At 60.0% G+C, this 21,965-nt stretch carries 16 protein-coding genes and 2 tRNA genes; 6 read left to right on the top strand and 12 right to left on the bottom strand.

From position 1 onward, the window contains the following. The first annotated feature begins 261 nt into the window (after positions 1 to 261). Positions 262 to 5,316 carry a DEAD/DEAH box helicase gene (locus tag NW816_RS04625; RefSeq protein WP_414408394.1) on the top strand — a complete coding sequence of 1,685 codons (5,055 nt, stop codon included), beginning with the start codon at positions 262 to 264 and terminating at the stop codon, positions 5,314 to 5,316. A gap of 8 nt (positions 5,317 to 5,324) precedes the next feature. Here the strand turns inward: NW816_RS04625 and NW816_RS04620 are convergent, their stop codons facing one another. From NW816_RS04620 to pds, 3 genes are all read right to left on the bottom strand, one after another. Beyond that, a complete protein-coding gene (locus tag NW816_RS04620) occupies positions 5,325 to 6,140 on the bottom strand; it encodes an ABC transporter permease (RefSeq protein ID WP_414408393.1) in 816 nt (271 codons plus the stop codon). An 82-nt stretch (positions 6,141 to 6,222) separates the two neighbouring features. Continuing rightward, the gene (locus NW816_RS04615) at positions 6,223 to 7,101 is read right to left on the bottom strand and encodes a phytoene synthase (RefSeq protein WP_414373662.1); all 879 of its coding nucleotides are present in this window, start codon (positions 7,099 to 7,101) and stop codon (positions 6,223 to 6,225) included. Between the two features lie 159 nt (positions 7,102 to 7,260). Continuing rightward, positions 7,261 to 8,679 carry a 15-cis-phytoene desaturase gene (gene pds / locus NW816_RS04610; RefSeq protein WP_414408392.1) on the bottom strand — a complete coding sequence of 473 codons (1,419 nt, stop codon included), beginning with the start codon at positions 8,677 to 8,679 and terminating at the stop codon, positions 7,261 to 7,263. 209 nt (positions 8,680 to 8,888) lie between these two features. Here pds and NW816_RS04605 point away from each other — a divergent pair, with 209 nt between their 5' ends. After that, the gene (locus tag NW816_RS04605; RefSeq protein ID WP_414408391.1) at positions 8,889 to 10,127 is read left to right on the top strand and encodes a phosphoglycerate kinase; all 1,239 of its coding nucleotides are present in this window, start codon (positions 8,889 to 8,891) and stop codon (positions 10,125 to 10,127) included. Between the two features lie 123 nt (positions 10,128 to 10,250). On the opposite strand, the gene NW816_RS04600 is transcribed toward NW816_RS04605, so the two are convergent. The 3 genes from NW816_RS04600 to NW816_RS04590 all read right to left on the bottom strand — a co-directional run bounded on the left by NW816_RS04600 (position 10,251) and on the right by NW816_RS04590 (position 12,807). After that, entirely contained in the window at positions 10,251 to 10,601 is a 351-nt protein-coding gene (locus NW816_RS04600; protein ID WP_414355711.1) for a DUF1257 domain-containing protein, read from the bottom strand. Between the two features lie 124 nt (positions 10,602 to 10,725). Continuing rightward, positions 10,726 to 12,237, bottom strand: a complete 1,512-nt coding sequence (locus tag NW816_RS04595; RefSeq protein ID WP_414408390.1) for an AAA family ATPase — start codon at positions 12,235 to 12,237, stop codon at positions 10,726 to 10,728. A gap of 198 nt (positions 12,238 to 12,435) precedes the next feature. After that, the gene (locus NW816_RS04590) at positions 12,436 to 12,807 is read right to left on the bottom strand and encodes a hypothetical protein (RefSeq protein WP_041436554.1); all 372 of its coding nucleotides are present in this window, start codon (positions 12,805 to 12,807) and stop codon (positions 12,436 to 12,438) included. A gap of 178 nt (positions 12,808 to 12,985) precedes the next feature. On the opposite strand from NW816_RS04590, the gene NW816_RS04585 reads away from it, so the two are divergent. Continuing rightward, positions 12,986 to 13,192, top strand: a complete 207-nt coding sequence (locus NW816_RS04585; RefSeq protein WP_414408389.1) for a hypothetical protein — start codon at positions 12,986 to 12,988, stop codon at positions 13,190 to 13,192. 21 nt (positions 13,193 to 13,213) lie between these two features. Here the strand turns inward: NW816_RS04585 and NW816_RS04580 are convergent, their stop codons facing one another. Next, positions 13,214 to 15,082 carry an ABC transporter ATP-binding protein gene (locus NW816_RS04580; protein ID WP_414408388.1) on the bottom strand — a complete coding sequence of 623 codons (1,869 nt, stop codon included), beginning with the start codon at positions 15,080 to 15,082 and terminating at the stop codon, positions 13,214 to 13,216. A 230-nt stretch (positions 15,083 to 15,312) separates the two neighbouring features. On the opposite strand from NW816_RS04580, the gene NW816_RS04575 reads away from it, so the two are divergent. Then, entirely contained in the window at positions 15,313 to 16,122 is an 810-nt protein-coding gene (locus tag NW816_RS04575; protein WP_414408387.1) for a hypothetical protein, read from the top strand. On the opposite strand, the gene argB is transcribed toward NW816_RS04575, so the two are convergent. The 3 genes from argB to NW816_RS04560 all read right to left on the bottom strand — a co-directional run bounded on the left by argB (position 16,119) and on the right by NW816_RS04560 (position 18,524). Further along, positions 16,119 to 17,057: an acetylglutamate kinase gene (gene argB, locus NW816_RS04570; protein ID WP_414408386.1), complete on the bottom strand. Its 939-nt coding sequence runs from the start codon at positions 17,055 to 17,057 to the stop codon at positions 16,119 to 16,121. The genes NW816_RS04575 and argB overlap by 4 nt on opposite strands. A gap of 154 nt (positions 17,058 to 17,211) precedes the next feature. Then, the gene (locus NW816_RS04565; protein ID WP_414373669.1) at positions 17,212 to 18,093 is read right to left on the bottom strand and encodes a M56 family metallopeptidase; all 882 of its coding nucleotides are present in this window, start codon (positions 18,091 to 18,093) and stop codon (positions 17,212 to 17,214) included. After that, positions 18,090 to 18,524 (bottom strand): BlaI/MecI/CopY family transcriptional regulator, encoded by a 435-nt coding sequence (locus tag NW816_RS04560; RefSeq protein ID WP_011433287.1) that lies wholly within the window; start codon positions 18,522 to 18,524, stop codon positions 18,090 to 18,092. Before NW816_RS04560 ends, NW816_RS04565 begins: the two co-directional genes overlap by 4 nt. A 121-nt stretch (positions 18,525 to 18,645) precedes the next feature. Between NW816_RS04560 and miaB the strand changes: the two genes are divergently transcribed. Beyond that, on the top strand, positions 18,646 to 19,977 hold the full coding sequence (miaB, locus tag NW816_RS04555) for a tRNA (N6-isopentenyl adenosine(37)-C2)-methylthiotransferase MiaB (RefSeq protein ID WP_414408385.1): 1,332 nt from the start codon (positions 18,646 to 18,648) through the stop codon (positions 19,975 to 19,977). A gap of 20 nt (positions 19,978 to 19,997) precedes the next feature. On the opposite strand, the gene NW816_RS04550 is transcribed toward miaB, so the two are convergent. Both NW816_RS04550 and NW816_RS04545 read right to left on the bottom strand, forming a co-directional pair. Then, a tRNA-Thr gene (locus NW816_RS04550) sits at positions 19,998 to 20,069 on the bottom strand. Between the two features lie 8 nt (positions 20,070 to 20,077). Beyond that, a tRNA-Tyr gene (locus NW816_RS04545) sits at positions 20,078 to 20,163 on the bottom strand. A gap of 250 nt (positions 20,164 to 20,413) precedes the next feature. On the opposite strand from NW816_RS04545, the gene lysA reads away from it, so the two are divergent. Continuing rightward, complete coding sequence (gene lysA, locus NW816_RS04540) at positions 20,414 to 21,793, top strand: diaminopimelate decarboxylase (RefSeq protein WP_414380971.1); 1,380 nt, start codon at positions 20,414 to 20,416, stop codon at positions 21,791 to 21,793. The last annotated feature ends 172 nt before the right edge of the window (positions 21,794 to 21,965 follow it).

The raw sequence follows: 21,965 nt of genomic DNA, 5'->3' as shown, positions 1-21,965 counted from the left end.
GTGGCCTTCTGCAGACCAGTTTTCTCTTGACATGCCCCCTGCCTAAAGGCAAGGGATTCTGGTTCCTGCGTTCGGAGAACGCTGCAGCCGTCGGCGGGTACTGGAGGTGTGGGGGAAGCCGGCGCATCGCCGATCCCACTTCGGAGATATCTTTTTGCCGTTCAGCGGGCCGTAGATCTTGGTGGGTGCGGTTTCAAACACCACTTGCGGCATCTTCAAGCTAGGCTTGAGCTAACCAAGCGGGCCTTAAGGGCAGATTCGATGTCCACCATCTTTGATCTCCACGCCACTGTTCTGGACGACTATCGCGATTTTGTCCGCTCCTTTTTTCTCATTGGCGACCAACGGGCGCAAGCCTTTGTGAATCAAGCTCTAGAGGAAGGGATCCACCTCTGGCCAGAGCCTCTCATCCAGCTAAGCCCTGTTTATGTGCCCGGCCCAACCGTTGACGAGCTGGCCGAGGCCGGGCGCATTGCCCAAGAAACAGCCCGCATTTTCCGCTTTGAAGATGGCAGGCCCTTTCGCCTCTACCGCCACCAGGAGGAGGCCATCGAGAAAGCTCTGGCCGGGGAAAGCTTTGTGGTAACCAGCGGCACCGGCTCCGGCAAAAGCCTTTGCTACTTCCTGCCCATTCTCGACAACTGGATCCGCCAGGGGGGATCCCGTCATCAGGTGGTGGCCATTGTGGTCTACCCCATGAATGCCTTGGTGAACTCTCAATACCAGTCTTTGCAAGCCCTGTGCGAGCGGTACGAGCGCAACTACCATCGCCCTTTTCCGGTGCGCTTTGCCAGATACACCGGGGAAACTTCGGAAAACGAACGAGACCAGCTACGGCGGGATCCACCTCAAATTCTGCTCACCAACTATGTGATGGCAGAACTCCTCCTGGTTCGTCCTGAAGATCAGCGGTTTTTGAATCCCGAGATGGGAGGGCTGCGCTTTCTGGTCTTTGACGAGCTGCACACCTACCGGGGTCGGCAAGGGGCGGATGTGGCCATGCTGGTTCGCCGCCTAAAAGGACGCTGTGGGGCCAAGAACTTGGTGCATATTGGCACCAGCGCCACCATGATCTCCCGACCAGAAGCCGACGCCCAGGAGCGCCGCCAGACTGTAGCCGCCTTTGCCAGCCGCTTTTTCGGCCATCCCTTTGGGCCGGAGCACGTCATTGAGGAAACCCTGGCCCCCCTCACCGAGGGCGGCCCACCCACGGTGGCAGAGCTGAAGAGCGCCCTGGACTTGCCTTGGCCTACAAACCAGGCCGATCTGCGCCGCCATCCCCTGATGCGCTGGCTAGAGTATGAGCTGGGCCTGGAGCAAAGTCCCGATGGCAGCTTCAGGCGCCGCGTGCCCAGGGAGCTTTCCAAGGTAGCCGCCCAACTGGCCGAGGTGGCCGCCAGGGATCCCGCAACCTGCGCCAAATCCCTGCGCCAGTTTCTGGCCCATGCCAGCAGCCTCAAAGAGGGCAGCACTTGGGGAGTCGCCTTCAAGCTGCACCAGTTTATCTCCCAGGGCCGCACCCTGTACGCCACCTTGGAGAGCCGGGAAAAGCGGCAATTTTCCCTGGAAGGGCAAATGCAAGCTGGGGAAGGGAAGCTGTTTTTCCCCGTCAAGTTCTGCCGCCAGTGCGGGCACGACTATTACCATGTCTTGAAGGCAAGGGGGCAGTTTTTGCCCTATCCCATCGGAGAAGAGATGGAGGAGGCTGAAGACCAGCAAGCCGGCTACCTGAGCCTGGATCCCGTTGAAAACGAGTGGTCGCCAGAGCAGATCCCTGAAGATTGGTACACCCCTGAGGGCAGGCTCAAGCCCAACTGGAAAAGCCGCGTCCCCCAAGCAGTCTGGGTGCGCCCCGACGGATCCTTTTCCGAGCAACCCCAGGCGGAGGCCCAGAAGATGTGGTGGCAGCCCCAGCCTTTTTCCCTCTGCTTGGCCTGCGGCGAGTACTACACCGCCCGCGAGCGGGAGTTTGTCAAGCTGGCTTCCCTCTCCAGCGAAGGCCGCTCCAGCGCCACCACCACCCTTGCCACCTCTCTGTTGCGCCATACGGCCCAGACGCAAGCGGCTCGCGACAAGCTTCTGACTTTTACTGACAATCGCCAAGATGCCTCGCTACAAGCCGGCCACTTCAACGACTTTGTCCATGTGGCCCTCCTGCGGGCCTCGCTGTATGCCGCCCTGCAGCAGAAAAAAGAGTTGGGCTTCGCTGAAGTGGCCCGAGAAGTAGTGCGGGCCTCAGGTCTTAGCCTTGCTGACATTGCCCAGAACCCCTCCTTGGATCCCCAGTCTTCCCTTGCTCAGGACGTTTGGCAGACCTTTACAGACCTGACAGAATACCGTCTCTACGAAGATCTGCGGCGCGGCTGGCGGGTCACCCATCCCAACCTGGAACAGGTGGGGCTGCTGAAAATCGAATACCGCGGGCTCAAAGAGCTTTGCCAAAGCCCTGCCCTGGCTTCCCTTCACCCCTGGTTTGGCCAAGCAACCGTTGGCGAGCGAGAGGGCCTGCTGCGGGCCGTATTGGATCAGTTTCGGCGGAAATTGGCCATCGATGTCCGTCTGCTCGAGAAAGAACCCCAGAGAACGCTGCGCCGGCGGGCCGAGCAACATCTCAACGAGTTTTGGGGCCTAGAGGAGCATGACGAACTGCGGACGGCTAGCTACTTTGTTCGCCAGAGCCAGTCCCGGCAGGACTTGCAAGTTCATAGCTTGGGCCCCCGCAGCGCTATTGGGCGCTTTCTCATCAAGTATCTCGAGCTGACCAGAGAAGCTTACGACGAGCTTCTGGGATCCCTTCTCTCTTTGCTGGTCGGCTATGGCCTGTTGAGATCTCACCAGAGAAATGGCCAAGAAGCCCATCAACTGGATGCCGGATGTCTCCTCTGGTGCTTGGGAGATGAATCTGCCCCCCTTGCGGATCCCTTGTATTCCCGCCGCGCTCGGCAGGAGGGCTACGCTGCCCCCTCCCGCTCTGTCAACTTCTTCTTCCAACGCCTGTATCGAACTGGAGCAGTAGGGCTGGGATCCCTGGAGGCTAGGGAGCACACTGCCCAAGTGGTTCGGCCAGGAGAGCGGGAGCAGCGAGAAAGGCGCTTTCGCGGGGAGGATCAAGCTCGACGCCTTCCCTATTTGGTGTGCTCGCCAACCCTGGAGTTGGGGGTCGATATTGCCGATTTGGATCTGGTACATCTGCGCAACGTCCCTCCAACGCCGGCCAACTACGCTCAGCGCAGTGGACGCGCAGGCCGCCAGGGGCAACCGGGGCTAATCGTAACGTATTGCAGTGCTTTCAACAGCCACGACCAGTACTACTTCCGCCGCCGCGCCGAGATGGTGGCCGGTCGAGTGCGACCTCCCCGCCTGGATTTGGCCAACGAGTCCCTAGTGCGGGCTCACATCCACGCCGTTTGGCTGGCCCGCGTGCGCCTGCCTCTGGGCAATTCCATCGAAACCGTCATTGACTTGGATCATCGGGAAGAGCTGCCCCTCAGAGAGATGGTGGCCCAGCAAATCCAACTAGGGGAGGCCGCCCGGCGAGAAGTGGAGGAGCAAGTGCAGGAGCTGCTGGCCGCCGACCGGGAACTCCTAGACAGAAGTGGCTGGTTTAACAAGCGCTGGATCCGGCAGGTTATTGAAGAGGCGCCACGCGAGTTTGACCGGGCCTTTAACCGCTGGCGGGAGCTGTATCGGGCCGCCACCCAACAGTTGGAAGCTGCTCACCAAGAGCTCCAAACAGCTCGCCAAAGGAAAAGCCAGCAGAAAGCTGAGCGCCGCCAGCAAGAAGCCCTGCGCCAGCGCAACTTGCTGTTACAGATCGATACCCAGCGGGAGGAAGGTGACTTTTACCCCTACCGCTATCTGGCCAGCGAGGGGTTCCTCCCTGGCTACAACTTTCCGGCCTTGCCCGTGCGGGCCTGGGTGCCCCGCGGCAGCGAAGGGGAGTTTATCGCCCGACCCCGGTTTTTGGCCGTTCGGGAGTTCGCACCCCACAACTTCCTCTACCACGAAGGCTGCCAGTGGGAATCGGTGGCTTTTCAGGCTCCGCCCGGCGGCCTGGAGGAGCGCAAAAGTACTCAAAAGCTCTGCTTGAGTTGTGGAGCTTTTGCGGATCCCTGCCTGGATTGCTGCCCCGTCTGCGGCACCCAGTTCGATGGGCAAAACAGCCGGCTGACCCATCTCCTCGAAATGCCCAACGTGCGCATGCAGCGCCGGGATCGCATCACAGCCGATGAAGAAGAACGGCGGCGGCGGGGATATGAGCTGCAGACCTTCTTTCAGCTTGCTCCCAAAAGTTCCGGCTACCGCGTTCAAGCAGCCGATGTCCTAAGGGGGCAAACCCAACTGCTTCACTTGCGCTATGCCCCAGCCGCCACTCTGCTGCGTATTAACTACGGCTGGCGAGGGAGTGGAGGGCAGGGCTTTCTGGTCAACTTTGACACTGGCGAAGTTCTCTCTCGAACTCAGATCCAGCAGAGCAGAACTGGCTCTTCCGACCCAACACGTTTGCAGCGCGTCTGCCTGGCGGTGCGCAGTACTCAAAACCTGTTGCTGGTGCGCCTGGTTCAACCAGGTCTAGGGGATCCCCAGACCTTGGAGACCAGCCTGCGCTACGCCCTTAAGCGGGGGATCGAAGAGACTTTCGAGCTGGAGGAGTCGGAGCTAGCCGCCGAGTCCATTGGCCAGGGATCCCATCGGGCTATTCTCCTCTATGAGACGGCAGAAGGAGGAGCCGGCGTCCTGCGTCGGCTGGTGGAGGAGCCAGAGGCTCTTGCGGAGGTGGCTCAGGCGTCTCTGGAGATCTGCCACTTCAGACTTTCAGAGGCCGGGGTTCAAGATCTCCGGCCTGAGTGCCGGGCAGCCTGCTATGAGTGCCTGCTGAGCTATGCCAACCAGAGGGAAGCGCTGGAGCTTGACCGATACAAGATTCGGGATCTTTTGGGTGAGCTGGCCCACAGTCGCACTGACCCAGGCAGCTCCCGACAAGAGCACTTGGATTGGCTACGCCAGCTCGTTGACCCTCGGTCTGAACTGGAGCGCAGGTTTCTCGAGGCGCTGGCAGAAGGAGGGTATCGATTGCCTGACGATGCCCAGAAGTCCATCAGTGAGCCCCGCTGTGTTGTCGATTTCTTCTATGACCCCAATATCTGCGTCTTTTGTGATGGCGCAGTCCACGATGAGCCAACTCGAGCCGAGCAGGATCGCCAACTGCGGGCTCAGCTCCTAGAAGGCGGCTACCGCGTGATTGTCCTGCGCTACGACCAGAATCTTCAGGAGCAACTGGCTCGCTATCCAGAAGTGTTTGGCCAGGGGAACTGAGAAAACCCTCAGTCCTGCTGGTGGGAAAATTGATAAGCGCCCACAAAGGCCAAGATCACCGCCAAGCTGCCCAAAACCCCAACCGTGTACCAGGGAAACTGGGAGAGGGGCTGATAGGCAGCCGCCCGCATGCCGATGCTGGCGTAGGAGAGGGGCAGGCAGTAGACCAGCACCTGCAGGTAGGTTGGCAACTGGGCGGGATCGAAAAAGGTGGCCCCCAGAAAAGACATGGGGGTAATCAAAAAGTTGGTGAGCACTCCCACACTCTCCAGGCTGGGCACCTTCAAGCCAGCAATTACCCCAATGCCGGCAAAGACGGCGCAATCCAAAAGTAGAACCAACAGCGACAAGGGGTGAAGCAGGCCCCAGGCCCCCGTACCCAGCACCCCCACCGCCAACACCCCCAAGGCCGTCAGCAGGCCGCGGGCAATGCCCGCCAGCACCTTGCCCAGATGCAAAGACAAGGGGTGCACCGGCAACAGCAGCAGCTCTTCAAAGCTCTTGGTAAATAGCCGCGATCCACAAATGGAGAAGGTGGTGCCGGCAAAGCTGATGGTCATGGCTGAAAGAGCCACCATCCCCGGCAAGATAAAGCGCAAATAAGAACCTGCCGCCGTGGATCCGGCCACCTCGGCCAAAGCTTCGGCCCGCAGGGATCCCCCCAAGCCCACCCCAAAGGCGACAATGTAGATGAGGGGGGCCACCAGACCTGAGGCCACCACCTGCCAAACTCGCCCCCGCAGATCCAGCCAGTCCCGCCAGAAGATGGTTAAACTGTCTTCCCAAATTTGCTGATAGGGTAGGGTCAGGGCACGGTTCACCATACGTTTTCCTCGCCGTTCACGGGTTTTGGGCTTGCCGTCTTGTGTCCGATTTTCTGCCACCACTCCGGTTGGGCACCGTTGGCTAATAGCCGTAGTAGTTGGAACGCCACCAAGCCACCGGCAGCGCCAACGCCTTGCTTAGGGTGGATACGTAGGCGCGAGTGCGAAAAACCTGGTAGTGGTTGCGCTCGATGGCGTTGAGGATCTGCCGGTAGAGCATCAGAGAAGCGGCCACCGGCCAGCGGGAGTCGGGTTGCAGGGTGGGGATCCCCCGTTCGGCCTGGGCGTAGAGCTGTCTGGCCCGTTGGATCTCGTAGTCCATTAGAGCCATCCAGCGCTCGTCGATAACATAGTCAAACAAATCCCGCTCAGAGTAGTTGAAGCGGCGCAGATCTTCGAGGGGGATGTAGATCCGTCCGCGGCGGGCATCTTCCCCCACATCCCGCAAAATGTTGGTGAGCTGCATGGCGATCCCCAAGGCCACCGCCTCTTCGCGGCCATCCCGGCCCGGCACAAATCCCATGATCTCCGAGCACATCAGGCCCACCACCCCGGCCACGCGGTAGCAGTAGACGCGCAGATCTTCCCAGGTGGCGTAGCGCCGCGTATCCAAGTCCATGCTCTGCCCCAGCAACATCTCGCGAAACGGCTCGATGGAGAGGCGGTAGGCGCGGATGGTGTGGATAAGGGCCAGGTCGGTGGCAACCTGAGGCTCACCCCCCTGGAACAGGGACTCCAGATGGGATCCCCACTGCTCCAACTTGCTGCGGGTGACCTCCACCTCTGCCTGGCTGGCCTCTAGCCCATCCAACAACTCGTCCGTTTGCCGCAGCCAAGCATAGATCGCCCAGATGGCCCGCCGTTTGGGTCGGGGCAAGAGCAGGGATCCCAAGTAAAATGTCTTGGCGTGCTTGGCCGTGATCTGGCGACAGAGGGCAAAAGATTGCTCAAGCGGACTCATCTGGCTGATCTCCAGGGGCGCAGGGCCAGGATAGAGAAGGAAGGGAAACGGCGAGGGCACATATCAACACTACGGGAAAGCGGACGCCGTGGATAGCCCAGAAGAGGTTATGGGGGAAGGGATTCAAAGGATCTTATTAAAGAGGCCGACGGCGGAGAGCTAGACCCCCGCTGCTGCCAAAGTCGAGGCCGAGACAGAGGCAGGTTGAAACGGGATCCCTTGGTTGATGGCCTCCGCCGCCCACTTGCCGGAGAGGATGGCCCCCTCCATGCTGCCCAGGAAGGGCTGTAGGGTGTAGCTGCCCGCCAAGAAGAAGTTGGGAATGGGGGTAACTTGGGTGGGACGATATTGCTGTCTGCCGGGGGTGGCCTTGTAAACCGAGCGCGGCGTTTTCACCACCACCCATTTGCGCACGCGAGCGGGGTTGGGGCCGGTGAGGTGCTGGGGAAAGAGTTTTTTCAACTCCTCCAGCGTGGCGGCCAAGATCTCCTCGTCGCTGCGTTCAATCCACTCGGCGGCAGGGGCCAGCACCAGTTCCAACATCGATCGCTCCGGATCGGCGTAGGCACGGCAGGTGTTGCTCATGTCGGCGTACACGCTCAACAGCGGCGAGCGGGAAAACAGGGAGTGATCGATGTGGGTGAGCTTGCGGTCAAACCAGATCTGCAGGCTGATCACCGGCACCCCTTCCAGTTCCTGGAGCTGCTGAAAATAGGGGATCCCTTGCCATTGGGGCGGCAACAGCTCCTTGAGGGCATCCACCGAAAGGGCCGAGACATAGGCATCGGCAGTAACCTCCACCGGCCCAGAGGGGGTGGCCAAGCGAAACCCGGCCACGCTGCCGTCAGGGTTGAGACGAATGTCCTGCAACGCCGCGTTTAGATGAACCTCCCCCCCACGGGCCACAATGTAGTCCACCATCGGCTGACACAACCGCTCTGGGGGAGCGCCGTCTAGGTAGGCAATTTTGGAGCCATCCTTCTGCTGCAAAAAGCGGTTCAGGGCGGTCAGGGGCACCATCGCCGAGATCTCATCCGGGTTGATGAAAGCCAGGGCTTTGGAAACGGCGATGAAAATATCGGTGTTGACCCGCTCATCGATGCCCTGTCGCCGCAGCCATTCCAAGAGGCTGTAACGATCCATCTGCTCTACATAGCGCTGGCCGCGAATCATGGCCGGCACCAGCCCCAGGGCAAACTTCACCTTTTCCCCCCAGGTGAGCATGTCGTTGTTGCGCAAGATGCCGACAATGGCATTGAAGGGGGCGGGAATATCCGGCAGGTCGAAGCGGGAGTAGGTGCCCGGCTTGTCCGGCTGGTTGAAGATCAAGCTGTGCTGTTTCCACTGCAGGCGGTCGGAAATGCCCAGCTCCGCGAACAGTTGCAAGGTGTTGGGGTAGGCGCCGAAAAAGTTGTGGAGTCCCGTCTCCACCCAGTCGCCATCGGCATCTTTCCAGGCAGCCACCAGGCCACCCAAAACATCCCGCCGCTCGAAGAGGAGCGGTTGATGCCCGGCATCACAGAGATACTTGGCACAGGCCAGCCCGGCTAGCCCGCCTCCGGCAATGGCAACGCGCATGAGGGTAACGGCAAAGCAACACTTTCATTCTATTTGCAAACCGTTACAATCGCTGAGGCCAAGGGTCAGACGGAAGGCCAACCCGGCACCAGCAGCAGGACAAGGGGATCCCTGAGCCCATCGGTCTCGCTGCCGGGATCCCAATCGCTGGTAGGATACATACGGAAGAAAAAGTAAAGATTTTCCGCAGTCCGGGGGGAAAGACAACGATGGCCAAACAAACACTGGGATCCCTGCTGTCATCCGGCTTTGATCTGGCCGGCAAGCGTGTGCTGGTGCGAGCCGATTTCAATGTCCCCTTGGACGCCCAGGGCAACATTACCGATGACACCCGCATTCGGGCTGCTCTGCCCACCGTCCAGGCCCTCATCCAAGCGGGCGCCAAAGTGATCCTCGCCAGCCACCTGGGCCGCCCCGTCAAAAAAGACAAAGAGACAGGCGCGGTTAAGATCGCTCGCGAGGGCAATAGCCTAGCCCCCGTGGCCACCCGTCTTTCTCAGTTGCTGGGCCAGCCGGTCGCCTTTGCCCCCGATTGCATTGGCCCCGAGGCCGAGGCAGTGGTGAACGGCCTGACCCACGGGCAGGTGGCCCTGCTGGAAAACGTTCGCTTCTACCCAGAAGAGGAAGACAACGACCCGGAATTTGCCCGCAAGTTGGCCTCACTGGCGGACTTGTTCGTCAACGACGCCTTTGGCAGTGCCCACCGCGCCCACGCCTCTACTGCCGGCGTTACCGCCTATCTCCAGCCTGCTGTGGCTGGCTACCTGGTGGAAAGGGAGCTGCAATTCCTCTCCGGCGCCATTGAGGATCCCCGGCGGCCCTTGGCAGCCATCATCGGCGGCTCCAAAGTGTCCAGCAAAATCGGCGTCATCGAGAGGCTGCTGGAGAAGGTGGATAAGCTCCTCCTCGGCGGCGGCATGATCTTCACCTTTTACCAAGCCCAGGGCCTCAAGACCGGCAAATCCCTGGTAGAAACCGACAAGCTGGATCTCGCCCGCTCCCTGATGGAAAAAGCCAAAGAGCGGGGGGTGGAGCTGCTGCTGCCGGTGGATGTGGTGGTAGCCGATAGGTTTGACAAAGATGCCCAGGCCCAGACCGTTTCCATCCACGCCATCCCCGAGGATTGGATGGGCTTGGACATCGGCCCGGAATCGATCAAAGCCTTCCAGGCTGCCCTGCAGGGGTGCCAAACCGTGGTCTGGAATGGGCCAATGGGCGTGTTCGAATTCGACCGCTTTGCCCTGGGCACAGAAGCCATTGCCCGCACCCTGGCCGATCTCACTCAAGCGGGAGCCACCACCATCATCGGCGGGGGAGACTCGGTGGCTGCCGTGGAAAAAGTGGGCCTGGCCGACAAAATGACCCATATCTCCACCGGCGGCGGAGCCAGCCTGGAGCTATTGGAAGGGAAGGTGCTGCCCGGCATTGCCGCTCTCACAGAAGCGTAGGTTCCTCCTTCGGGTCGCAGCCCCTCCAATCCAAAAACCAAGCCAAAAAGTAGGGGCTGGATTCAGCCCCTCCTAACTTTAGTCGGTGTAGATCGCTGCAGCGATGGCGAGACAGGATCCGGCTTAGTGCATCACCACTTTAACGTTGGCGTTGTTCAAGCCAGGACGCTTCACCTCGGCCAAGGTCTTGTTGACGGCGTACTTCTGGTTGATGGAGTTGATCAACTCGGTCTGGTTGTGCTTCTTGGCCACGCCCCACAAATCGGCAATCAGGTCGTAGGAACCGTCGGGATTCTTCGACCAGCCCAGATCGTAGTCGCCTTCCAACTGAGCCACGATGTCAGCGCGAACACGCTGGCCGTTGTAGCCACGCACGTCGGCGTTCAGCTTAACGGTGTAGCCGAGATCGCGCAGAGAGTTGATCAGGATTTGGCTATCGGTGATCTTGGTACGCAAGGTGCTAAAATGAGACATGGTGTTTCTCTCCTGTGTGTAGGGGTTGGAACATCAACACAAACAATGGGCACTGTTCTTTGGGGAAGGTTTGGGCTTTGCCGTCCCTGCCTCTGCCAAGGTAGTCTTGGCTCCTCACCTCCTCCTAGAACTCCAGCCGCTGGTACTCGGCTACAGAGGCTGCTGCAGGCCGAGCCCGCTGCTGGGCCCATTCCCTCAACGCTACCACTTGCTCCGTCATGGTGCGAGATAGCGGTTGAGTTGCTTTCGTTGCTGCCAAAATGTCCAGTTGGGTAAATTCGCGGTTCTGGGCAAACGCTTCGTACATGGCAGCAATCAAAACTTGTTCGATCTCCGCGCCGGAGAAGCCTTCACAGGCTGCGGCCAACTGGCGCAGATCAAAGCGGCTGATGTCGCGCCGCCGCTTCTGCAGGTGGATCCGAAAGATCTCGATGCGCTCGTTGATGTTGGGCAAGTCCACGAAGAAGATTTCGTCAAAACGGCCCTTGCGCAGGAATTCACCCGGCAGACGATCCACACGGTTGGCCGTGGCCATGACAAAAACCGGCGAGCGTTTCTCCTGCATCCAGGTCAGGAAGGAGCCAAAGATGCGGCTAGAGGTGCCCCCGTCGGAATCGCTGGAGCCTGCTGACCCGGCAAAGGCTTTGTCCAGCTCGTCGATGAAAAGGATAGCAGGGGCAAGAGATTCAGCAGTCCGCAGGGCACTACGCAGATTTGCTTCCGATTTGCCCACCATGGAGCCATCATAAACGCGGCCCATGTCCAGACGCAGCAGGGGCAGGCCCCAGAGACGGGCAGTGGTCTTGGCGATCAGCGACTTACCGCAGCCAGGCACGCCCAGGATCAGCATACCCTTGGGTTGGGGCAGTCCATAGGCGCGAGCTCGCTCGGTAAAAGCTTCAGAGCGTTGCAGCAACCAGCGCTTCAGTTCTTCCAGACCGCCCACGGCGTCGATGGTCTCATCCTCTTCGATAAACTCGAGAATGCCGTTGCGGCGAATGAGCTGCTTCTTCTCAGAGAGGATGATGTCTACTTCCGCCTCGCTGAGACGACCGTGCATCACCACGGCCTTGCGGTAGACTTTCTCTGCTTCGTCTTGTGTCAGGCCCAGGGCTGCCTTGAGCAGCTTTTCGCGGGTGTCGGGAGCCAAGGGTAGAGAGCGCGGGATCTGCTCCAGTTGGCGGTTGAGGGTGCGCTCCAATGTGGCCATGTCCGGCAGGGGGAAATCCACCACCGAGATGTCTTTCTCCAGTTCGACGGGGATCACCTGCACCGGGGACATGAGAAGGATAGTTTTGTGGGATCCCTTCAGGCTGGCAATAGCATCCCGCAGCCAGCGCTTCACCTCGGTGTTGTCCAAGAAGTCATGTAGGTCTTTGAAGACGCAGATGGCGGGATCCTTTTGCTCCATTACCCACTGGATGGCGGGCTGGGGGGATTGGGTGTTGTGCTGGGTGAGGCTGCGGGGGTTGCCGTATTCGACGATGCCGTGGGTAACTGTCCAAATGAATAGGCGTCGCTGGGGCTTGAGGGTGCGGGCAATCGCTGCCAGAGCCGCCTCGGCCCGTTCCTCCTCTGGAGTAAGCAGGTACAGCAGTGGGTATTGAGCTTGAATGAGGATGCTTAGCTCTTGCATGGGAAACACCAACTGCAGAGGGGAAATTTCAGGAGCCGCCAGAACGGTTGAAAAATGGGGTTCGAGTTGCCTAGGTATTGGATTGCACTTGGGAGTACGCCCTTGTTGGATGGATTTTGAGAGGATTTTAGAAGCCTTCTGTGTTGCTGTCTGCTCCTATCAGCTCAAGTTCCTGAAGGGGGCCCGCTTGGGAGCGTTCTAGCAGGGTACCAGAGCATCCTGCCGTTGCTCTTCCGAGCCAGCAGCCGATCCCCAGTATTCTGGCTCCACCTCTTCAAGGATGGCTTCGGCAGCCGATGTCTGGTGCAGGGAAACCACCTCTCCATCGCGGATAACAAATGGGTGACTACACTTGGGACATTGATGGACACGATAGGCGCTACCTTGTACCCCTTCAATGACCTCTGGGTGAAGCAGATAGAAGGTAATGGCCTTCTCTGCCACTGCCGACATCGGCTCCCGCTCCACGGCAGCCCGAATCTTCAGATTCCGGTGCAGCTCAGGTGAGAGATACAGGGTCACCTTCTGCTTGGACTCTGTGCCTTCCACTACCTCTGGCCGATGATTCATGGCTAACCGCTTTCTTTGAATTGCTTGCCAAACTTGGGGCCTATCATAGCCAGTCTGCCGGCTTGACGGCAAGTTTTTAACAATCTGTAACAAACAATTTTCTTGATGGCCCTCTGTGGATACCTGCGGCTGGGGGAGTAGGCTAGGTGGAAGACAAGGAGCGGAATGTCCAATCCCTATGGAACGCTTGATCAACACCCTCAGCAAAAATTTCTCTAGCTGGGGCCGCCGTGCCCTGGTGCAGGCCAGCGATGGTTTGGCCAGCTTGAGAGACACTGCCGTGGATAACGGCAATCTGTTACTCTGCAAGGCTCGCATCGCGTTCGCGGATGCCAGCTTCACCACCCTAAAGGCAATTCGGTCTCGCTTTGGCGCCGGTCGCTGACGGTTGGGCAGAAGCACCCTGCTAGCCGCCCAGATCTTGCAGCCGATAGAGGCTGGCATAGAGCCCGCTGAGGGCCATGAGCTCGGCATGGGATCCCTGCTCCTTGAGTTCCCCCCGCTGCAGAACCAAAATGCGATCCACATTGCGGATGGTGGAAAGGCGGTGGGCGATGATCAGGGCGGTGCGATCCCGCAGCAGGGTGTCTAGAGCGGATTGCAGGAGGGCTTCGGTGCCCACATCCAGGCTGGCGGTGGCTTCGTCCAAAACCAAGATTTTGGGATCCCGCCACATGGCCCGCACAAAGCTGATGAGCTGTTTTTGGCCGCTGGAGAGGTTGCTGCCCCGCTCTCGCACAGGGGTGGCGTAGCCTTGGGGCAAATTGCGGAGGAAGTCATGCAGGTTGAGTTGGCGGGCGACCTGCTCCACTGCCGCTAGATCTGCCTTCTCTCCTAGGGTGATGTTTTGCTGGATATCCCCGGAAAACAAAAATCCATCCTGCAGGATTACCCCTAGGTGGCGGTGCAGCTCAGCCTGGGGGAGATCCCGAATATCAACGCCGTCAATGCGAATAGATCCCTGGGTTACGTCGTAGAGACGGCAGAGCAAGCGAATGATGGAGCTTTTCCCGGCTCCCGTGGGCCCCACCAGGGCCACTTTTTCTCCGGGGCGGATGGTGAAGGTGAGGTCTTTCAGCACCCACTCCCCGGGGTTGTAGGCAAACCAGACGTGCTCGAACTGCACCTCTCCCTTAGCATCGGGGGGTAGGTGGCGGGGCTGAGCGGGATCCCGGATGGCAACCGGCAGGCTGAGGATGGCGTCGATGCGCTCGACGGCGGTGAACCCCGCCTGTAGGGCCGTAAACTTTTCGGCCAACTGCCGCAGCGGGTTAAAAAACCGTTGTGAAAAGAGAATAAAGGCGTAGAGGCTACCGAAGGTGAGGGGTTCCCTGGGCAGGGGCAGGGATCCCGTCCATCCCCCTCCAAGTGAGCCCCTACCGGCTGACATCACCTGCTGCCCGCCCACCCAGAGCAAAGCCGCCACGGCCAGCCAAGACACCCACTCCAAAACGGCAGAAAGGGCAGAATCATAAAGGATGGTTTGATCCACTTCCCGGATGTAGCGGCGGTTCATGGTTTGAAAAATCTCGCTATTGAGCCGCTCCCGCCGAAACAGTTGCACCACGGTAATGCCCAAGATGTTCTCCTGGATCCAGGAGTTCAGCTTGGAGAGTTCTTCGCGCACGCGAAAGTTGGCATCCCGAAAGCGGCGCTGCAACTCGAGGACAACAGCGCTGATGGGCAGGACGATGAGGATTAGCAGCAAGCCCAGATCCCAGCGTTGGCTGAGCATGACCACCGCGATCACCCCCAGAGTAAACAGGTCGCTGACAATGCCGACGGCACCGGTGGAAAAGACATCCCCCAAGGCTTCCACGTCGCTGGTGATGCGGGTGATCAACTTGCCCACCGGGGTGCGGTCGAAAAACTGAGCCGGCAAGGCCAGAATGTGGGCGAAGAGATCGTCGCGGATGTCGCGGGTCATCAACTGCCCCAGCTTTTGGCTGACATACCCTTCCAGGGCTTGGAAGAGCCAGCGAACCAGTACCGTTAGGATCAACAGCCCCACATAGGGCCAAAGGTCGGAGAGGATCCCGGCCTCACCTCGTTCCAGCGCTCGGGCAATGGGGCCATCCAGAGCCCGCTGTAGGATCAGAGGCTGCACCGCATCCGCCAAGGCCAAAGGGGGCAGAAAGGCCAAGGCCGCCAACACCAGCCTGAGGTGCCGACGGGCATAGGGCCAGAGCAGCCGCAGCAGCCGCCAATCGCTTTCTCGCCGAGGGCGGGGATCCCTACTTAAATCGGTATCGGGGGGAGAGGCGGCAAGGCTCACAGGCTTACACCCGAGAACAACAAAGACAACTCATAGAGAGCACTGATCTACTCTAAGCGCTCTCCCTGAGGGAGAGGGAGTTTGGGATCCGCAAGGGTTTCCTCGCCATTGGGAATGGCTATAGCTGCACCCCTAATGGCTCTGGGACGGACGGAAAACTGGCCGCTTCAGGAGCTTCTGGCCGCTCGGTTCGGGCAGGCTGTAGGCAGCTTGATGAGGAGAAACCGGCAATGTCTTACTCAACCTCTTACTCCGTGTCTTACTCGAAAATCTTTTTCCCAGTTTGGGTGGCGGGGCTGCTGTTGTTGATCGGCGGCGGGATCCTGTTTGGCCTGTTGCGGGCTTTTGGGCTACCTATTGGGGAGCTGGCCGATTGGGCCATTGGGATCGCCAGCTTTTGGTGGCTGGTGGTGATCGTCACCCTTCCCTGGAACCTCTACTTTCAGGCCAAGGCCGTTCAGCAGGAGGCGGTTGTGTCTCAGGAACGAGGGATCCCGGTGGAAGATTCGACGTTTGCCTTCCTGCAAAAGCTCAGCCGCTGGTCGTTACGCATAGCCATTGCCCTGCATGGGCTGTCGGCTCTGGCTTTCTATGGCTTGGCCGTTGGGCAAGTCACCCCCATTGGCTACCCCAGCGCCGTGGCTGCGGTGTTGTTAACGGCTCTGCGCCCGGCCATCCGGGGCTACGAGTATTTGGCCGACCGCTTGGCCCAGTTGCAAGGGCAAATCCAGATCCCTCGCGAAGATGCCATCGAGTTGGCCGAGCGGATAAAGCAGTTGACACGCCAAGTCGAGCAGTTGCAGGAGCAATGGGATCCCGGCAAGCCCGGTTCTTGGGCCCAACAGGAGGAAGAAACCCGGCGCTACCTGCGGCAGGAGCTGGCCGCGCTCAAGGCCCAACTGGAACAGTTGCGGGCCAGCAACGAGCTAGACCACAGCCAACTGCGCCAAGAGACCCGCCAAGCTGTGACTCAGCTCAGTGTGGATAGCCAATTTCTCGGCCATGTGCGGGAGATCCTGCGCTTCATCAAGGAAGCCTAGCGGGATCCGTTGTTCAGCCCTTCCAACTGGGCGGCAAATTGAGAAGGAACCAGCTTGGTGCCCACGCCGGCATCGGTCAAAATCTCCAGCAGCAGAGAGTGAGGGGATCCCCCATCCAGAATGTGGGCCGCCCGCACCCCTTGTGCCAGGGCGCGAATGCAACACTGCACCTTAGGGATCATGCCGCCCCTGACCACACCTGTTTGGATAAGCTGGCGGGCCATCTCGATGTCCAGCAGGGTAATCAGGGAGCTGGGATCCTGGGGATCCCGGAGAATGCCAGGGGTGTCGGTGAGCAAAATCAGCTTTTCTGCCCCCAGAGAGGCCGCCAGTTCTCCCGCCACCGTATCGGCGTTGATGTTGTAGGCTTGGCCTGTCTCATCGGCAGCCACGCTGGAGATCACCGGAATCTGTCCACCTTCCAACAGGGTTTGCAGCAACTGGGGGTTGATGCTGCTCACTTCCCCAACAAAGCCGATCTCTGCCCGGCCCTGGGATCGCGCTTTGATCAAGTTGCCATCCCGCCCGCACAGCCCCACCGCCGATCCGCCGGCCAAGCTGATGAGCTGGACGATCTGCTTATTAACCTTGCCCACCAACACCATCTCCACTACTTCCATGGTGGCGGCATCGGTAACCCGCAAGCCATCCACAAACTTGAAGGGAATGTCCAGTTTTTGTAGCCAACTGTTGATCTCCGGCCCCCCCCCATGCACCAACACCGGGCGGATCCCCACACAGGCCAGAAAGACGATGTCTCGGAGCACCTCGGCCCGTCGCTCTTGGTGCACCATGGCTGCGCCGCCGTATTTGATGACAATAACGCGGCCCTGGTACTGCTGAATGTAGGGTAAAGCCTCGATGAGGATCTGCGCCCGCGTAAGGGGATCACACGCCGACCCGGTCGCCTCAGAAAGGGAAGAGTTGGTTTGCACTGCTGTAAGTCCCTAGAAGTCCAGAAAACCTGACCTAGAGTATCCCATTCTGCTTGCAAAGCAGATCTCAGGCTTTGGGCGTCAACTGGTGGTTTTTTTTCAAGCTCGCTTCCCCAACCCAAGGACAATTTGGTTGAGGAATCGCCGTCAATCTTCAGGTATGGAACGGGATCGCCAGCAAAGGCAATAGGGACAACCCCAACCAGGCCCAACCCCGAATGGAAGAAGAATGGGGTAGGGGATCGACGGGCCCTGACTCTGCCTGCTGCAGCAGGGCATCGATACGCTCCTGCAGCCGTTGCCCTGAGTCTGAACTCACGGCCATTGCAAAGCCAACCCAGGCCGCCGCCGGTTGCTCCACCACGCCATAGCCCACCACCTGCAGCAGGGCCTCTCCCAACAGCAAGGGATCCACCCGTTGGGCCGCCCAGCGATCCGCCCGCAGTTCCCGCAGAGTGAGCAATTCCTGCCAGAGGGCCTCGGTGTTGGGCAGCCAGCCGGTGAGGCGTCGCAGCCAGCCCACCCCAAACATCCACAGGGTGTCGCGGTAGTGGCGATGGGCTTCTTCGTGAGCGATTACAGCCCGCAAGTGCTCATCATCCAACTGCTCCAGCAGGCCGCGGCTGACCACCAACTGGGCATTCCACACCCCCACTTGGGCAGCAAAAGGGATCTCCAAATCCAGCACATAGGCCGGAGAGCCATGCAAATCCACATGGGCTAAAGCTTGCAGATGGGCACGTCGATAGGAGCGCCAGTATTCCCAAATCCAGTGCAAGGCCACGCCGCCGGCCACGGCCAGCAACAGCAGAGCACAGCCGTAGCAGAACCAGCCCCCCACCCCGGCCATTTGTCCCCACGGCCCCATCCAGGCCAAGGCCAAAGCAGTGGTCAGCAACAGCAGCGGGGGCAGCAAGAAGTGGATCCAAGCCCGCTGCCAACGTCGGCCCCATCCCCCACTCCTGTCCAGGCGCACCTGGGCTCGCCACAGGCAACTGAGGCCCAAGCCCAGCAGTAACATGCCCAAGTGGCTCATCGCGGATCCCTCCTGGCTTGACGGGCTGCCCGCAGCCGTTCGGCAATCGCCTGCAACTGGGACACACTGGCCTGATCCAGGCTATCGGCAAAGGCTGCCACCGTATCGGGATCCCCTACAGCCAAAAACTGCTGCAGGTGGGTGAAGGCCCTGAGGCTGGCCGCTTCCTGACGCGAAAGACGAGGCCGCCACAGCATGGGCAGATTCCGCCCTTGGGGATCGGTGCGGCGCTCACAGCTCACCCAGCCCTTCTGGCTTAAGCGCTGCAAAACTGTAGTCACAGAGGCATAGGCCAGCTCCCGATCCGGATCGGCCAAGATGCGCTCGTGGATTTGACGGGTGCTGGCACTGCCCAGATCCCAGAGGATGTCCAAGATTTCCGACTCCAGAGGGCCCAGCGACAGTTGCTTGGGACGATGCTTGGGCAACATGAGCCTTTGCCGGTGTAGGAATTTCTATCTAGCTAGATTAACTGTTGGAGTCTCAAGCCCCGCAGCCATTTTAAGGATCCGCTAAGCTCGAAGATGGTGGTTCTTCGTACTGTTTCTTCCCATGGCTGCTCCCACCTACCACACCATCACCTTCGGCTGCCAAATGAACCGCGCCGATACCGAGCGCATGGCCGGGATCCTGGAGTCCCTGGGGTATGTGGCCACCGAAGATGAGTTGCAGGCGGACTTAGTTCTCTACAACACCTGCACCATCCGCGACAATGCTGAGCAGAAGGTCTATTCCTACCTGGGCATCCAGGCACAGCGCAAGCGCAAGAACCCGGCCATCAAGCTGATCGTGGCCGGCTGTGTGGCCCAGCAAGAGGGGGAGAAATTGTTGCGCCGCGTCCCTGAGCTGGATCTGGTCATGGGCCCCCAGTACGTGAACCGCCTTGGGGATTTGCTGGCGCAGGTGGAAGCCGGAAACCAGGTGGTGGCCACCGATCCGGTTGAGATCCCAGAAGACATCACCAAGCCCCGCCGCGACAGCCAGGTCACTGCTTGGATCAATGTTATCTACGGTTGCAACGAGCGTTGTACCTACTGCATCGTGCCGCGGGTGCGAGGGCAAGAGCAGTCCCGACAGCCCCAGGCCATTCGCGCCGAAATCGAAGACGTGGCCAGAGCGGGCTACCGCGAGGTGACGTTGCTGGGGCAGAACATCGACGCCTACGGACGGGATCTGGATCCGAAAACCAACCTGGCCAGCTTGTTGCGCTTCGTCCATTCGGTGGAAGGTATTGAACGGATTCGCTTTGCCACCAGCCACCCGCGCTACTTTACCGAGGAGCTGATCGCCACCTGCGCCGAGCTGCCCAAAGTCTGCGAGCACTTCCACATCCCCTTCCAGGCGGGCAGCAACGAAGTGCTCAAGCGGATGCGGCGCGGCTACACCCACGAGCGCTATCGCCAGATCATCCAGCTCATCCGCCAATACATGCCCGAAGCGGCCATCAGCGCCGATGCCATTGTCGGCTTTCCGGGAGAAACAGAAGCCCAGTTCCAAGAAACCCTGCAACTGGTGCAGGATATCGGCTTTGACCAAGTGAACACTGCTGCCTACTCCCCCCGTCCCGGCACCCCTGCCGCCGAGTGGCCCGACCAGGTGCCTGAAGAGGAAAAAAGCGACCGCCTGCAACGGCTGAACCGACTGGTGGCCGAGGTGGCTGCCGCTCGCAGCGCCCGACTCCTAGGCCAGGTGCAAGAGGTGCTGGTGGAAGGCCCCAACCCGAAAAACCCCCGCCAGGCAATGGGGCGTACCCGCGGCAATCGCTTAGTGTTCTTTGAAGGGAATCCGGAGCAACTGCAGGGATCCCTGGTGCCGGTGCGCATTACCGCCACGCGAGCTTTTTCGCTGACCGGAGAGGCAGTTGCCGTTGGCACTATCGGCTGAAGATTATCTCTAAATTGCCAAGCCCACGACGAGGATCGAACTCGTGACCTCCCCCTTACCAAGGGGGTGCTCTACCACTGAGCCACGTGGGCAAACCCGATGGTGGGCCGAGTTGGATTCGAACCAACGTAGGCGTAAGCCAGCGGATTTACAGTCCGCCCCCTTTAACCCCTCGGGCATCGACCCATTGACACCGGTCTTTCATCATAGCAGAAGGTGTTGCCCAAATCAGACCTGCTCCCATCATCAGCCGCCTTAATCGAGAGGCCAGAGCTGGGAAGCCATCGGATCCTCGTGCAGACAATGAGGTGGCGCCAGAGCTGGCTACAGAGGGAAGCTGCCGGAAAAAGCCGGATCGGGTCGGGGCTGGACATTTTTCAAGACAAGCTGAACGCGGAACTTGATATCGTTGAAAACAGTCCTTCGGCCCCTGACTATGATTTCTACCCTCGGCACTCCTACCCATCCAGAGCAGACCCTTTCTCCCAACCAGTCTTTGCGCCCCTTGACCAGCCGTATCAACAGCCGGGGGCACTTGGAAATTGGGGGGTGCGACGTGGTGGAGCTGGTGCGCCAGTTCGGATCCCCTCTCTACATCCTGGACGAATGGACGCTGCGCCGCGCCTGCCAGCTTTACCGTGACACCTGGGCCCGCTGCTACGCCGGGGGATCCCGGGTTTTGTACGCCACGAAAGCCTGGAACTGCCTGGCCATCTGTGCATTGGCGCTGCAAGAAGGGCTGGGGTTGGATGTGGCTTCTGGCGGGGAGCTGTACACGGCCCTGCAGGCGGGGGCCAAAGGTGAAGATCTCTATCTGCACGGCAACGCCAAGTCTCTCGACGAGCTGAACTTGGCCCTGGAGACGGGCTGTACTTTGGTGGTCGATAGCCTGTACGAACTGCAGCAGGTGTCGGCCCTGACCACGCCCGCACGGCCAGCGCGGCTGCTCCTGCGGGTTAACCCTGGTATTGACGTCCACACCCACGAGTACATCCGCACCGGACAAACCGACAGCAAATTCGGCATCGGCCAATGGCAACTGCCGGAGGTGTTTGACTTTTTGGCAGCCCATCCCCAACTGCAGTGCGTTGGGCTCCATGCCCACATTGGGTCACAGATTTTTGATCTACAGGGCCACCGCGACCTGGCGGGGGTGCTGGCCCAGATCTGGCGGCAAGGGCTGGGCAGAGGGTTGCCCCTACAAGAGCTGAATGTGGGTGGGGGCCTGGGGATCCGCTATGTCGAATCCGATGATCCCCCCTCCATCCCGGAGTGGGTGGAAACTGTGGCGACGGCGGTGCAACAAGCCTTTGCCCAGGCTGGGATCCCTCTGCCGAAAGTGCTCTGTGAGCCCGGACGATCTGTGATTGGGCCGGCTGCCGTGACCGCCTACACCCTGGGGGGGCAAAAGCGGATCCCTCCCAGTGATGACCTGCCCCAAGGACGCACCTACATCACCATCGACGGTGGTATGTCCGACAACCCCCGCCCGATCACCTACCAAGCCCGCTATACCGCCCTTCTGGCCAACCGACCAGAGGCAGAGGCCACGCAGCGGGTAACGGTGGCCGGCAAACACTGCGAGTCGGGGGATGTGCTGTTGAAGGATGTGCTTCTGCCCGCTCCAATGGCAGGAGAAGTGTTGGTGGTTTTGGCGACGGGGGCCTACAACTACAGCATGGCTTCCAATTACAATCGCTTCCCTCGGCCAGCCGCGGTGCTGGTCAACGAGGGAGAGGCCCAGTTGATTGTGCGGCGAGAAACTTATGCCGACCTAATCCGTCAGGATGTTCTGCCGGAGCGGTTGCTGCGTTGAAGGGGAGGATCGCCCATACCCATCTGGGCTAAGTAGAAGCACAGCCTTCCCTGGCAACGCCGACCACAGCCAACGCACCTCACGCGGGAAAGACTGGAAGATGGCCAGGAGGTGAGTGGTAGGCTGGTCTGGGGGCCGCAGTCAACAAGGGTTCTGGAGTTGAGAGGTTCTG

It is taken from the genome of Synechococcus sp. W55.1, from assembly GCF_047461655.1.
Taxonomy (GTDB): Bacteria; Cyanobacteriota; Cyanobacteriia; order Thermostichales; family Thermostichaceae; genus Thermostichus.
Note: the sequence above shows the minus strand (reverse complement) of the source record. Positions and strands in the feature narration are given on the sequence as shown.

Coding starts and splice junctions, on each gene's coding strand:
- NW816_RS04625 (WP_414408394.1), top strand. CDS start 262: ATGTCCACCATCTTTGATCTCCACGCCACTGTTCTGGACGACTATCGC.
- NW816_RS04620 (WP_414408393.1), bottom strand. CDS start 6,140: ATGGTGAACCGTGCCCTGACCCTACCCTATCAGCAAATTTGGGAAGAC.
- NW816_RS04615 (WP_414373662.1), bottom strand. CDS start 7,101: ATGAGTCCGCTTGAGCAATCTTTTGCCCTCTGTCGCCAGATCACGGCC.
- pds (WP_414408392.1), bottom strand. CDS start 8,679: ATGCGCGTTGCCATTGCCGGAGGCGGGCTAGCCGGGCTGGCCTGTGCC.
- NW816_RS04605 (WP_414408391.1), top strand. CDS start 8,889: ATGGCCAAACAAACACTGGGATCCCTGCTGTCATCCGGCTTTGATCTG.
- NW816_RS04600 (WP_414355711.1), bottom strand. CDS start 10,601: ATGTCTCATTTTAGCACCTTGCGTACCAAGATCACCGATAGCCAAATC.
- NW816_RS04595 (WP_414408390.1), bottom strand. CDS start 12,237: ATGCAAGAGCTAAGCATCCTCATTCAAGCTCAATACCCACTGCTGTAC.
- NW816_RS04590 (WP_041436554.1), bottom strand. CDS start 12,807: ATGAATCATCGGCCAGAGGTAGTGGAAGGCACAGAGTCCAAGCAGAAG.
- NW816_RS04585 (WP_414408389.1), top strand. CDS start 12,986: ATGGAACGCTTGATCAACACCCTCAGCAAAAATTTCTCTAGCTGGGGC.
- NW816_RS04575 (WP_414408387.1), top strand. CDS start 15,313: ATGTCTTACTCAACCTCTTACTCCGTGTCTTACTCGAAAATCTTTTTC.
- NW816_RS04565 (WP_414373669.1), bottom strand. CDS start 18,093: ATGAGCCACTTGGGCATGTTACTGCTGGGCTTGGGCCTCAGTTGCCTG.
- NW816_RS04560 (WP_011433287.1), bottom strand. CDS start 18,524: ATGTTGCCCAAGCATCGTCCCAAGCAACTGTCGCTGGGCCCTCTGGAG.
- miaB (WP_414408385.1), top strand. CDS start 18,646: ATGGCTGCTCCCACCTACCACACCATCACCTTCGGCTGCCAAATGAAC.
- lysA (WP_414380971.1), top strand. CDS start 20,414: ATGATTTCTACCCTCGGCACTCCTACCCATCCAGAGCAGACCCTTTCT.